Origin of the sequence: Rhodococcus sp. 008 (assembly GCF_001682295.1) — a bacterium.
GTDB classification, from domain to species: Bacteria; Actinomycetota; Actinomycetes; order Mycobacteriales; family Mycobacteriaceae; genus Rhodococcus_F; species Rhodococcus_F qingshengii.
Map to the genome: position 1 here is coordinate 6,302,879 of NZ_CP012749.1, position 13,053 is coordinate 6,315,931.

Annotated in this window: 9 protein-coding genes; 4 read left to right on the plus strand and 5 right to left on the minus strand. The window is 59.7% G+C overall.

Annotated elements, in window-relative coordinates; all coding sequences use genetic code 11:
• Positions 1-112 precede the first annotated feature (112 nt).
• From AOT96_RS29125 to AOT96_RS29135, 3 genes are all read right to left on the minus strand, one after another.
• Positions 113-799, minus strand: coding sequence for a recombinase family protein (locus AOT96_RS29125; protein WP_083197687.1), 687 nt, complete (start codon positions 797-799; stop codon positions 113-115).
• Positions 800-1,096: 297 nt separating this feature from the next.
• A complete protein-coding gene (locus AOT96_RS29130) occupies positions 1,097-2,089 on the minus strand; it encodes a hypothetical protein (RefSeq protein ID WP_065352667.1) in 993 nt (330 codons plus the stop codon).
• On the minus strand, positions 2,076-2,603 hold the full coding sequence (locus tag AOT96_RS29135) for a DUF6932 family protein (protein ID WP_083197688.1): 528 nt from the start codon (positions 2,601-2,603) through the stop codon (positions 2,076-2,078). Before AOT96_RS29135 ends, AOT96_RS29130 begins: the two co-directional genes overlap by 14 nt.
• 439 nt (positions 2,604-3,042) lie before the next feature.
• On the opposite strand from AOT96_RS29135, the gene AOT96_RS29140 reads away from it, so the two are divergent.
• Positions 3,043-3,855 carry a TIGR02391 family protein gene (locus AOT96_RS29140; RefSeq protein WP_065352668.1) on the plus strand — a complete coding sequence of 271 codons (813 nt, stop codon included), beginning with the start codon at positions 3,043-3,045 and terminating at the stop codon, positions 3,853-3,855.
• Positions 3,856-3,916: 61 nt separating this feature from the next.
• On the opposite strand, the gene AOT96_RS35445 is transcribed toward AOT96_RS29140, so the two are convergent.
• Positions 3,917-4,063 carry a hypothetical protein gene (locus tag AOT96_RS35445; protein WP_156778996.1) on the minus strand — a complete coding sequence of 49 codons (147 nt, stop codon included), beginning with the start codon at positions 4,061-4,063 and terminating at the stop codon, positions 3,917-3,919.
• A gap of 421 nt (positions 4,064-4,484) precedes the next feature.
• Here AOT96_RS35445 and AOT96_RS29145 point away from each other — a divergent pair, with 421 nt between their 5' ends.
• The 3 genes from AOT96_RS29145 to AOT96_RS29155 are packed head-to-tail and all read left to right on the plus strand — an operon-like array spanning position 4,485 to position 10,644.
• Entirely contained in the window at positions 4,485-6,230 is a 1,746-nt protein-coding gene (locus AOT96_RS29145; protein WP_065352669.1) for a type I restriction-modification system subunit M, read from the plus strand.
• Positions 6,227-7,510, plus strand: coding sequence for a restriction endonuclease subunit S (locus AOT96_RS29150; RefSeq protein ID WP_065352670.1), 1,284 nt, complete (start codon positions 6,227-6,229; stop codon positions 7,508-7,510). Before AOT96_RS29145 ends, AOT96_RS29150 begins: the two co-directional genes overlap by 4 nt.
• On the plus strand, positions 7,510-10,644 hold the full coding sequence (locus tag AOT96_RS29155) for a type I restriction endonuclease subunit R (protein ID WP_065352671.1): 3,135 nt from the start codon (positions 7,510-7,512) through the stop codon (positions 10,642-10,644). The genes AOT96_RS29150 and AOT96_RS29155 overlap by 1 nt, the downstream gene beginning before the upstream one ends.
• A 525-nt stretch (positions 10,645-11,169) precedes the next feature.
• On the opposite strand, the gene AOT96_RS29160 is transcribed toward AOT96_RS29155, so the two are convergent.
• The gene (locus tag AOT96_RS29160; RefSeq protein ID WP_065352672.1) at positions 11,170-12,597 is read right to left on the minus strand and encodes a pentapeptide repeat-containing protein; all 1,428 of its coding nucleotides are present in this window, start codon (positions 12,595-12,597) and stop codon (positions 11,170-11,172) included.
• Positions 12,598-13,053: the final 456 nt, after the last annotated feature.

The window sequence follows — 13,053 nt, forward strand, 5'->3', positions numbered from 1 at the left end:
TTCGGCTGGCCTCAGCGCGGGCGCCCCCCCTCGCGCACAACCGGCTCAGCTTCGCCGCGTACCTGGATGCGGTACCCACACAGTCCGTGCCAGCGGCCCCCGCCGGTGCGATTCAGCTCGCCACCGGTCGATGTTCACTGGCGGTTTTGAGCTCGGCGAGCTTCTCGATGTGAGGCTTCGACGTCCTCTGCAACTTCTTGTCGATGATCAACTTGGCCCGTGCCGCATTGATCTGCGCGTCAGTGACATGCCCAGCAAGAACCCGGTGGACCGTACCTACCGAGACGCCGACACCGGCAGCGATCTCGCGAATGGACTCGTCGCGATCGCGGCGAGCGAGGATGGCCGCGCGCTTGTCGCCATCGACGACCGTGGGGCGTCCACCGACTTTGCCGCGTTTGCGGGCGGCCTCGAGGCCGTTGCGGGTCTTGCGCACGATGTCGCGGCGCCGGTCCTCGGCCAAAGCCAGTGCGAGGTCAAGGACCAGCGACCGCTCGGTGTGCTCGCCGACCGCGATGCCGTCGAGCACCTTTACCCCGATGCCGCGCTCGAACAGGTCCGTCAAGACCAGCAGCCCCTCGAGGAGGTTGCGGCCGAGACGGTCGACCTCCTGGACAGTGAGCAGATCATCGGGACGGAGGTAATCGAGGGCGGCCTGCAGTCCGGGACGCTGGTCGACGCTGAGTGTGCCCGAGACTTTCTCCTCGAACACTTTGACGCAAATCGGATCGAGTGCATCGCGCTGGCGCTGTGTCTCCTGTTTGTCGGTGCTCACGCGCACCAGTCCGACGAGCGTCACGGCGATCTCCGTTCAGAAAAGGTGTTCATCTTGTGTGGTCAATGGTACCAATTGTTGAACGGGTTTTTGAACATCGACGACAGTAATTCGGGCTCGATCTGAGCAGCGTTCCGCCTGTTCAGTCAACGACCGTTTGTTGAACGATGGGGTGTGAATCGCATCGTTAAGTGGCGATCTTTTCGCAGAGCTACATGGCCACGTACGATCCTGGATCGGGACTGGCGGATGTCTCGGAAAACTACAGCTCTCCGAGACACCGAGCACTTCGAGAGATAGGAGTTTTGTTAGATTCAACCGTTAGGCTTCGCCTTCGGAGGCAGCCATGATCGCCAACGCAGTATATGAACGCCGTTCGCCACCGCCGGGCTTGATCACAATCCGACACTGTGCATTGATCTTGACTTGTTGACCGAGCCGAAAAGGCGTCAAGTCAACGTCACCTCTACTTATTGGTAGAACGATATATTCGCCCTCATTCTCGGGATCTGGTATCTCAAGATCGATCTTTCGTCGGTCACTAATCGTCCGCAGAACGCCAGCGATCGGCTCGATGTCGGAGTCCAATCCTTGGCCCTTGAGCACCGCGGCAAAGGTTGCGCACTGCGCCGCAGACACCATTAGTTTGCGGCGCCCGAAGCCGGGTCTCTGCCACGAAAGATCAAGGTTAAGTGAGGCAGACGAAATGGTGTCAGCAAGTGCGAGCGCCGCTGAGGCCACGCGCACCCCGAGGCCTAGGAAGAGTTTGTCGATCGATTCCAGCTTTTGATCAATGTCCGCTGCTGTGCTGAGAACTCCGAATGCAACGTCCAGGCTTTCTTCGATTAGCGGCGTGTTCTCACCAAGTATCGATATCTCCCCTCCGGGGTACCTTTCAGCTGATTCGACCGCCACGGGCTCAAACTCGAGCACTACGGATCCGCGTCCTGGCGAAGAGGTAAGTGCTAGTTGCGTCAGTTCCTCGATCTCACCCGCAATTCGCCCGTGCGAACTTGTGAAACCACGCACAGACGCCCCTGCGCAAGTCACGAGACGCTGAAAATTCGTCAGCACGTGACCGGCGTCGTCAAGGTTGAGTGAATGACCGCGTACACCGTTGCCAGTAAGTCGAATGGAGCCGCGAGATTGAGTGTCCTCAAAGCCGCCTGCCGAAACCTTCGCGAAGGACTGCATGTGCAGCCGACCGAGGTCCTCTGCGTCGCTCCAATCAGGAAACTTCTCGGAAGGCGATTCGGACAAGTCGGCCAGGAAATCAGCCATCCAGGCAGCGTCATCGAGGTCATCGGTACCCATTGACGATCACCTCCACATATCCTCTGCGAGGGAGTGCGCAAGTTCGCACTGGTGTCTCACCTTTCGGCACTGACCGTAGCCGCATCCAAAAGTCGTCCCAGTATCCGCGGGCGAGCAGGTACTTCTCGTCCTTGGCCTGGTAAGCCACGGATGGCCGAACCATCCAGGGCAAGATGTACCCGTCTATACGAAGTCTCCTCCGATCTGCAAGTTCTTGCAGCCCTTCGGCGGTAACCAGCAACTTGGCACCTCCCGCAAGGTTCTCGATCAACTCGTCGTTGATCACCAGCACGACGTCGACATCACTTGGAAACTCTTTGTCGGTGAGAAGTGTGCCCGACAGCCAGTACGCCTCGATCGTGATGATTTTGCTGATGAGGCGAAGATATGTCTCCAACTCCTTGAACAGTTCTCGACGGTGTTCGTTAAATCCCCATACATCACAGACCTGCTCGATCGGCATGCGCACACGCCCGGGAGTGAGCAGCAGGTCTCCCGTCTCCGTATGCGTCACTTCTGGTACCCCAGGGCCGAGGAGCACGATTCTTCGATCGTCCCAGTCGCGGTTTTGAAAAGCTTTGAAGCGTGATGCCACCGCAACATCCGGGTGCCGTTGTTCATGTCGACACAATCCTGTCGGCCGGGCCTCGGAGATGTTTGCCGCATCTGCCGGAGCTGATCTTTGCAATCCGGGAATCATCGCACGCCGCGAACCGGAGGCATCATCGGAACCGACTTTCCGGTCGGAGAACTGTAAAGCCTCGACAACGGCAGTGCCTTAGTCGTTCATTTCCGTTTGCGCCGTGCGGGATTCGCTGCGGCATCTCCGGAGCATCAAAGGATGGCGGCAGGGTCCGTCAAGGTCGGGGTGAAATGTCCCTCCAGTCAACGAGAATGACAATCTCAGTCGAGGCTCTGACGGTGTCCACCAACTACCTGCGATTCCCTACGTCATGGATAAGCGTCAAACACCAGCCCACCTTCGATTGGTTGCAGAAGCTGTAGACGGCTTCATCTCAGCTTTTCGTGTCTTCATGGCCTTTCATGATTCTGTCAACATTAGGCAGCACGGCTTCGGTCCAGCTGTCATACCCAAGGCAGCCGTGTCCGCAGGACAGTGCGACACGATGGCGCATGCCGTGGACCTAGCTGCGGGAAGAGCGCAAGAAGCATCGTCGTTGGCGGAGATGAAGATCGAGGTTCCAGGATTTGGCCAGGTAGACCCGATTACTGCGTGGGGAACTATTAGGCAACCCCAGCCGATGCTCGGATCCGACGACGTATTCACCGGTTCCAATCAGATCCGAGGAAAATTGGAGCAGATGATTCTTCAAGCGGAAATATATGTTCTGCCGCAGGTCAGCGCCGCATCGATGCATCCACTGGTGTGGAGTGCAGCGGAAAGGCTGTGGCGTGGCGAGCACTACAGGCAGGCGGTCACGAATGCCGCGGAGGCGCTAGCGTCCCACATCAAGACGCTGACAGGTCGAAATGATGTCTCCGAAACGGCTATCTGGCAGGAGACGTTCGCTGAGGGTGCGCCACTCCCAGGAAAGCCACGATTACGTTGGCCTGGTGACCCGAATGCCAGGTACGTGAAGACGATGAACGTAGGCATGAGGTTCTTCAGTTCAGGTGCGCAGATGACGATTCGGAATAGCGCGGCTCACGGAGTTGATGAGATGAGCGAGCAGGAAGCGATCGAACGTCTCGCTACTCTCAGCCTTCTTGCCCGGTGGGTCGACCAATGTGAGCTGCATCAATAGCCTCACGCTGACGTGGTGAAGGGGAATGGGCGATGCGGGCGAGTAGGGGAATGACGAACTGTCAGCCCCAATCGCCCTGCGAGCACTTGATAGAAAGTGGCTCGGGAAATCCGGTTTCGAGTGTGTCGTGTTGTCCGTCGAGTGTCTGGTGTCCTGTGCCGACGCGGGCGTATCCGACGAGGTGTCCGTTGCGGGTCACCGTGCCCATGCCAGGACCGTCTCACAAGTCGACGAATTGAATAGCGATGAGACGGCAGTTTCGGTACGTACTTCTGAGACACGACGAGTTGGGGTGATACTCGACCCCCACACAAACGAGTGGGTGTCTCAATTCCAAGAAAATGAGACACACTTCTCCGAATATCCGGACCGCGGTGCAGGAGACGTTCACGGCGAGGAAGCCGACCGCGCTCGCTGCGCCGGTCGTGCCAGCGAACCTCGTGATACGAGGGTGTCGTGATACGAGGGTGTCGTGATACGAGGGTGTCGTGATACGAGGGTGTCGTGATACGCGATGATGCTGTTATGACGTACCGACTAGCCCCAAACCATGCGCCGCCCGCTCGGACCGCACGCACGCACGCGAGCGTCCAACATTCGTTGTCGAGTGAGCCCCGTAAAGGAGCCTTGTGAGCACCCTCGGTAATTTCATCTGGTCGATTGCCGACCAACTTCGGGGTCCCTACCGTCCCAACCAGTACGGCAACGTGATCCTCCCGCTCACGATCTTGCGCCGCCTCGACTACATCATTGAGCCCGACAGGGAGGCGGTACGCGCGCTGGCGGCGAAGTACGACAATCCCAACAGACTCAAGGTCGAGGTCAAGAAGGCCACTGGGCGGTCGTTCTATAACACCTCGAACTACTCGTTCGGCAACCTCCTCAAGGACGCCGACGGGCTGGCGGACAACCTGGCCGACTACATCGACCGGTTCTCGCCCGATGTCGACGTGTTCGAGTACTTCGACTTCAAGAAGGAAATCCTCGCTCTGGAGAAGGCGGAGTTGCTGCGCGAGGTCATCACGTCCTTCAAGGCCGTCGACCTGCATCCCGACGTCGTTTCCAACGCTGACATGGGCGATGCGTTCGAGTACATCATCCGCAAGTTCAACGAGGCCGCGAACGAGACCTCCGGTGACCACTACACCCCGCGGGACGCGATCCGACTCCTGGTCGATCTGCTCTTCGCCGAGAAGGATGCCGACCTGACCGAAGCCGGCATCATCCGCACTCTGTACGACCCCACCGCAGGAACCGGCGGCATGCTCGCCCTGGCCGAGGAACACCTCCTCGAACAGAACCCCGACGCGAAGCTGAGCCTGTACGGGCAGGAGTACAACGGGCAGTCGTACGCGATCTGCAAGTCCGACCTTCTCGCCAAGGGCCACGACGCGACCAACATCGCCTTCGGCAACACCCTCACCGCCGACGCGTTCAAGGATAGAAAGTTCGACTTCTGCATGTCCAACCCGCCGTATGGCGTCGACTGGAAGCAGTACGCCAAGGCGGTCACGGAAGAGCGCGACGAAGCGGGCCCTTACGGCCGGTTCGCCCCCGGTCTCCCGGCGACTTCGGATGGGCAGATGCTCTTCCTGCTCCACCTGGCCCACAAGATGCGCGCCCCCGAGGATGGCGGCGGACGGACCGGCATCGTCATGAACGGCTCGCCGCTCTTCAACGGCGCCGCCGAGTCCGGCCCTTCGAACATCCGCAAGTGGCTTTTGGAGAACGACCTGGTCGAGGCGATCGTTGCGCTGCCGACCAACATGTTCTTCAATACCGGCATCGCCACCTACATCTGGATCCTCGACAACACCAAGCATCCCGACCGCAAAGGCTTGGTCCAGCTCATCGACGGCACCTCGTTCTGGACCAAGATGCGCAAGAGCCTTGGCTCCAAGAACCGTGAGCTTGGCGAGGAGGACCGCGCCAAGATCGTTCGGTTGTACGCAGACTTCACCGCCGCCGAACCGGACTACTCCAAGGTGCTATGCAAGGACGAGTTCGGCTACTGGACCATCACCGTTGAACGCCCCCTCCTGGACGAGTCCGGCCAGCCGGTCGTCGACCGCAAGGGCAAGCCCAAGCCGGATATGAAGAAGCGAAACACCGAGAACGTCCCGATCACCTACGGCGGTTCCACTGCCGGCGCGGCAGGAAAGGTTGAGGTCATCGCCGCCTACTTCGACGCCGAGGTGAAGCCGCACGTACCCGACGCCTGGATCGACTGGGCCAAGGTCAAGACCGGCTACGAGATCCCCTTCACCCGCCACTTCTACAAGTACGTCCCGCCTCGTCCTCTCGCCGAGATCGACGCCGACCTTGAGAAACAGGTCGCCATGATCCTCGAACTACTGCGGGAGGTCGAGGGATGACCTCAGCTGCACTGGGGTGGATCGATGTCGTGCCCAAAGGCTGGTATCTCGTTCCAGCGAAGGCCGCGTTTACGGAGCGTCGCGAAGCGAACTGGCCTGATGATGTGCATCTCACGCCGTCTCAGATTCATGGCGTGTTGTCTCAGGCTGAGTACATGGCAAAGACAGGCAAATCTGTTGTCCAGAACATTCAGGGTCAGGACAACATGAAGCACGTTGAGCCGGATGACTTCATCATCCATCTCCGCTCGTTCCAGGGCGGGATAGAGAGATCCACGTACTCAGGCAAAGTAAGCACGGCATACACAGTGCTGAGGCCGAGCGACCGTGTGGTTCCCAGCTACTTTCGATGGCTGCTGAAGTCCAACGGATATATCCAGGAGTTGCGTACAACTACAAACCAGCTTCGCGACGGACAGTCGATCAAGTTCGCCGACTTCGCCAAAGTTCAGTTGCCCTGTCCGCCGCACTCGGAGCAGCACACCATCGCCGATTACCTCGACCGCGAGACTGCGCGCATCGACATGCTCGTCGAGGAGCAGCAGCGCTTGATCGAGCTGCTTCGTGAACGACGACACGCAGTCCGCACGCACGTCGCCCTGCACGGAACTACGCAGGTGTCGGAGGTTCAGAGCCCCTTGCCGTGGGCGAGCAAACTCCCTGCGAGTTGGCGCGTAGTCCCGCTTACCTCGGTCGCTCAACTCGAAAGCGGTCACACGCCAAGCCGATCACGAGAGGACTGGTGGACAGACTGCTACATCCCGTGGGTTAGCCTCCATGATGTTGGCACGATGCGTGGCCCCAAGTACCTCCAAGATACGGCGCAGCGCATCAGCGACGCCGGAATCGCCAACAGTTCCGCACGCCTGCTCCCTGCGCGCACGGTCGTACTCTCCCGCGACGCGACTGTGGGAAGGACGGCGATCATGGGCGTTCCGATGGCGACGTCGCAACACTTCGCCGCGTGGGTATGTGGGCCACTCCTTAACCCAGAGTATCTCTGGGCATTGTTCGCGAATGCGATGCAACCGTTCTTCGATTCGTTCCAGAACGGGTCGACGATCCGCACGATCGGCATGGGGGACCTCAAGGCTTTTCGCATCCCGCTCCCGCCTATCGACGAGCAGCGGCGAATTGTCGAGTACCTAGACGAGGAGACCCCAAAGATAGACACGCTGATCGCTGAGGCGGAGCGGTTCATCGAGCTCGCCCGCGAGCGTCGGTCTGCGCTGATCACGGCAGCGGTGACGGGGCAGATCGACATACGGGAGATGAAGTAATGGCCGATCACAACGAAATCGTCTTCGAGTCTGAGATCTGTGAGTACCTGTCCAACCACGAGTGGCTGTACTCGGCGAACGACACCGGCTACGACCGGGCGCGGGCGCTCTTCCCTGAGGACCTGTTCGCCTGGCTGCAGGAGACTCAGCAGACGGCGTACGAGAAATCGTTGAAGGCGGCAGGGTCGGAGGCGAAGTTCCTCGACGTGCTGGTCGCGGCGCTCGACAAGCCTCTCGAACATGGTGGCGGGACGCTGAACATCCTGCGAAACGGGGTGCCCTACATCGGCGGTGGTCGGTTGAAGATGGCGCAGTTCCGCCCCGAGACCAGCCTGAACGCAACCACCAACGCGCAGTACGCGGCGATGCGGGTGCGGGTGATGCGGCAGGTGCATTTCTCCACCGCCGACCAACGCAGCATCGACCTGGTCTTCTTCGTAAACGGAATCCCGGTCGCCACTGTGGAGCTGAAGACCGACTTCACCCAGTCTGTTGGCGAGGCGATCAACCAGTACCGCAAGGACCGGAATCCGCTGACCAACGGGCGCACGGAGCCGCTGCTGTCGTTCGGGCACCGTGCACTAGTCCACTTCGCGGTCTCCAACGACCTGGCCGCGATGACCACCCGGCTCGAGGGCGAGAAAACACACTTCCTGCCGTTCAACATGGGGCACAAGGGTGGCGCGGGGAACCCGCCGGCCGAGGGCGGGCAGTCGGCTACGGCGTACCTGTGGGAGCGAGTCTGGGACAAGGACGCCTGGCTCACCATCATCGGCCGGCTGATGATCGTCGAGACAAAGCAGGAATGGGATGTCGCGACCGGGACGTCGGTGTCGCGCACGAGCATGCTGTTCCCTCGGTTCCACCAGTGGGAAGCCGTGACGAACATCCTGGCCGCGTTGCGCAAGGAGGGGGTGGGGCAGCGCTATCTGATCGAACACTCGGCAGGGTCGGGGAAGACGAACACCATCGCCTGGACCGCACACCGGCTCGCACGGCTGCACGTGGACGACAAGAAGGTCTTCGACTCGGTGATCGTGGTCGTGGACCGTACCGTGCTCGACGGGCAGCTTCAGGACGCGATCCGGCAGATCGACGGGTCGGGGAAGATCGTGGCCACGATCAGCCCGGAGGATGTCCGCAAGGCGGGGGCGAAGTCGAAATCCGGGCTGCTGGCGACCGCGTTGAAGCACGGGGAGCTGATCATCGCGGTGACGGTGCAGACCTTCCCGTTTGCTCTTGAGGAGATCAGCAAGGACTCCTCGCTCAAGGGCCGGCGGTTCGCGGTGATCGCAGACGAGGCGCATTCCTCGCAGTCCGGCAAGATCTCCTCCAAGCTCAAAGCTGTGCTGACCGCGGAGGAGGTCAAGGAGATCGAGGAGGGTGGTGAGGTCGACGTCGAGGCGATCCTGGCTTCGGAGATGAACGAGCGGGCCGAGTCGCAGAACATCTCCTACCTCGCCTTCACCGCGACACCGAAGAACAAGACCCTCGAGCTCTTCGGCCGTAAGGGCCCCGACGGCAAGCCTGTCGAGTTCCACCTCTACTCGATGCGCCAAGCGATCGAGGAGGGCTACATCCTCGACGTGCTAAAGGGCTACCAAACCTACGACACCGCGTTGAAGATCGCCGGCAAGGCCGAGAGCGGCGACAGCGATGAGGTGGAGGAGGCCGCAGCGCGTAAAGGGCTGATGCGGTGGGTGAAACTGCACCCGACCAACATCAGCCAGAAGGTGCAGATCATCGTCGAGCATTTCCACACCAACGTCGCCCACCTGCTTGAGGGCAAGGCGAAGGCGATGGTCGTGACCGACTCGCGCAAGGCCGCGGTGAAGTACAAGAAGGCGATCGACGCCTACATCACCAAGCGGGCCGCCTTGGATGCCTCGTACAACTACCGCACGCTGGTCGCGTTCTCCGGCTCGGTGACGATGGACGAGGACGAGCAGTGGGTATCGGAGTGGGGGCCGCAGCCGAGCAAGGACGACGAGTTCACCGAGGCCAACCTGAACCCCGGTGCCAGCTCGGACTTGGCCGCCGCGTTCAAGGGCGCGACGTACAAGATCATGCTGGTCGCCAACAAGTTCCAGACAGGTTTCGACCAGCCACTGCTCTCGGCAATGTACGTCGACAAGAAACTTTCCGGGGTCACTGCCGTGCAGACGCTCTCCCGGCTCAACCGCACTCATCGCACCGCGAGCGGGGAGCAGAAGCGCAAGACGTTCGTCATCGACTTCGTGAACAAACCCGAGGACATTCGGGCTGCGTTCGAGCCGTACTTCACCGGCGCTACCCTCGAGACCGAGACCGACCCGTACGTCGTCGTCCACCTCGCCACCAAGCTTGCCCAGGCCGGGATCTACACACCAGAGCAGGTGCGCGAGGTCGCCGAACTATGGGTTACCCGCAAGGGCAACAACGCGCTCTCGGCCGCGATCAGCCCGGCCAAGCACGACTTCGCGCGCCGCTACGCGGCGGCGATCGAGGCCGACGACAAAGTCACCCTCAACACCCTCGACCTGTTCCGCAAGGACGTCTCCACCTACGTCCGGCTCTACGACTTCATGAGCCAGATCGTCGACTACGGCGACCCATACATGGAGATGCTGTCGATCTTCCTGCGGCTCCTGGACAAGGTAATCGCAGACTCGTCTTGGGCCGCAGAGATCGACCTTTCCGACGTGGTCCTGGTCGGGGTCAAACACAACAAGGCAGCTGCGGTCGACATCTCGCTGGCCGGTGACGGCCAACTCAAGGGCATCAGCGCCGCCGGCACCGGCGCCCGGAAGGAACCGAAGTACGTCGCCATACAGGTCGTCATCGACAAGATGAACGACCTCTTCGGCGCCGAAGCGTTCACAGAGTCCCAGATCCGCGAGTTCGTGCAAGGCCTGGTACAGCGACTCCTCGCCTATCCGGACCTGGTCAACCAGACCAAGGTCAACTCGAAGAAGCAGTTCATGGAATCGCAGGACTTCCAATCGGCGGTCACTGAGGCAGTCATCGACAATCAGGAGGCTCACAACACCATGGCCGACTACTTCTTCACCGACGGGTCCGGCATCAACGGTGTCATCATTGCGCTCGCGGACGCCTTCTACGAGTCAGCAATCGACCAGAAGACGGCCGTCTGAGTGCCCGACTCCGGAAGGGGGCATTCGGGCGGACGTTCGGGGGTGCTCGACCGGCGCACTTATGCCCGCGACTACGGCAGGTTCGGTCGGCGGTTGCTGCGATCCGCCATGCTGTTGAGTGACCTTGGCGGACAGCGATGTTCGGTACACCGGGCCACTACGAACCGGTCCGTGTTGCTATCCGGAATCTGGATCTTCGGCGCCCGCAAGACCAGCGGTCCACCGGACATAAGGGCGGCTATCGGACCCGAAGGTTAGACCCCAGCGCTAAAATTAGGTCGTTTTCGACACTGGGTTTCATGCCCGTCACAACCATCGGTTCCTTGAGGACCTACGGATCGACTGATCAGCAAAGCGTCGCTCAACGCAGTCCATAACGGAAGGCCCGCACCGGATCACGGTGCGGGTGTCACATTCAGAAGACAACTGCACAGTGTCCTGCGGTTTCAGTGGCGTGTGCAGTCGTCTTCTGAAACTGACACTGACGCCGCCATGCCGATGAGTGTGGGGAGTGAGGTCGAGATGCTAGCTAGTTTCAGATCCCTGCTCTGCTGGATCTGGTTCATCTGCCTGGTACGGAGGGTGCACAAACAACGTCGGCGGCCACTCCCGTGGTTCGAGCCCAGGCGGAAGATCAGCTGCCGATTCCTCCCAGTCGGTACGCGGCACGGACTTAAGTTCCTGAGGGTGAAGGAAATTGAAATGACCGAATTGGTCGAAATCTATGTAACGTAGCTCTACTTCACCGCCAGAGAACCATGCCGTTGAAAAATTGAGTCCCGAATGACCCTTGAGTTCCATATGACGCATGGAAGTTCTACTGCCAGGCTTGAACCGGGCATTCGTAAAATTTAGAGTCGCATCCTCTACGATTGCGTGACTGAAATCCGTGTTGCCTATGAATTTAGAAAGCGTGAAATTAGCTCTGGTAGCGAACGCAGCATATTCGAAACTGACTCGATTTCCGAACGTCGTGCTCCGAAAAATCGCTGAACCTGCGAATGTTGCATTATCGAATCTGGTGTTCCACAAACGAGAGCTTGAAAAGTCTGCCCGGTCAGTAAAGGTGGTCCCTCGGAAATCCAGTTCTCCTCGGAACCTGCAATTCTGTAGCTCGATTTTTGGTAGCTCTGCATCCGAAAGGTCAAAATTGCAGTCCTGCCATGGACCATCCCCAGTATCCGGGTGCATCGCCGTCCGACCCTTAATCACTCGGATGATCCCAGTACGGAACTGATCATCCTCAATACGTGCCCGATCATCAGCTTTTGATACTCGGGGCGTTCGCAACTGGGCGCACAAGAGATCGATGCAGACTTGACGCTCCCACGGCTTACCGAACTCCGCCCAGTCATCGGCGAGTGCCGCGAGTTCGTGAACTCCAGTCAGCTGCGCTGCATAGGCCCCAGAACTCAAGAGACCGGTAGCAGTCGCAAATCGAGCACGTAACTCGCGATTCTGTTCGCGCGCCGCGGCAGCGTTCTGGGCGTCCAACTGGGTCTGTAGCGTTTTCTCAAATTCTGCTCGTGCTCGCCCAGCTTCCCCCTCAGCAAGGCTGATCTGTCGAGCAGTCTGTCCGTACTTGCGGGCCTCGATGCGTTCATCGCTTGCTCGTTTCTGATGACTCGCGAGGTAAGTTAGCCCACCACCAACGAGCACTGCAGCACCACCAAGCACGGCTCCCTGGCCGGGCAGGATATCCACCGAAAGTACGAATGCACTCAACGACGCCAAAATCGCGATGGAGCTCAATATGACAGCGAAAATCGCGACCCACGATAGCTTTGAAGCCGCAGTATCCGAGCCGGACTCACCCGTCGGAGGAAGAGCCGGCGACTTGGCTGGAGCACTGGGAGGAGTCGGGTCCGGTTGCTTCGCAGGGGCATCTTGATCTGTAGCCGGTTGCGATTCCGACTGCTGGTCAGGCCGGTGCGTTTCGTCTGTCGTACTCATGCCGTCGATTCTCTACTAAGAGTCGGCCAGAATTGCCCTGACTGAGCACCGAATCGGCGGATCACTTCCAGGCAGCATTCAAAGGTATTCGTATCGACAAATCGGCCGATGAAGTGAACCTGCCGGTCGTCACTGAGTCAGTGCAACGGTGCAGGTGGGGAGGATTCCTGATGGACAATTGGTGGTTGCACTGGAGGCCGGCGGCCACCGCCCTCGGATGAATCTGTTTGTCGATGTCAAACCGCACACCCAAACCCGCATGTCACATACAGCAGACAACTGCACGGTGTCCTGCGGTTTCAGTTGCGTGTGCAGTCGTCTTCTGACATTCAGTGTTCAGAAGTGCTGTGCACGATTTACTAACCTTCCCCCTCTTCAATGCTGAGGCGAACGTATAGCGCTACGACAAATCAGTGCGGCGGTGAACTCACCCGTCAGTGTCCGGCAAAGAACGAT

Coding starts and splice junctions, on each gene's coding strand:
- AOT96_RS29130 (WP_065352667.1), bottom strand. CDS start 2,089: ATGGGTACCGATGACCTCGATGACGCTGCCTGGATGGCTGATTTCCTG.
- AOT96_RS29140 (WP_065352668.1), top strand. CDS start 3,043: ATGGATAAGCGTCAAACACCAGCCCACCTTCGATTGGTTGCAGAAGCT.
- AOT96_RS35445 (WP_156778996.1), bottom strand. CDS start 4,063: ATGGGCACGGTGACCCGCAACGGACACCTCGTCGGATACGCCCGCGTC.
- AOT96_RS29150 (WP_065352670.1), top strand. CDS start 6,227: ATGACCTCAGCTGCACTGGGGTGGATCGATGTCGTGCCCAAAGGCTGG.
- AOT96_RS29155 (WP_065352671.1), top strand. CDS start 7,510: ATGGCCGATCACAACGAAATCGTCTTCGAGTCTGAGATCTGTGAGTAC.
- AOT96_RS29160 (WP_065352672.1), bottom strand. CDS start 12,597: ATGAGTACGACAGACGAAACGCACCGGCCTGACCAGCAGTCGGAATCG.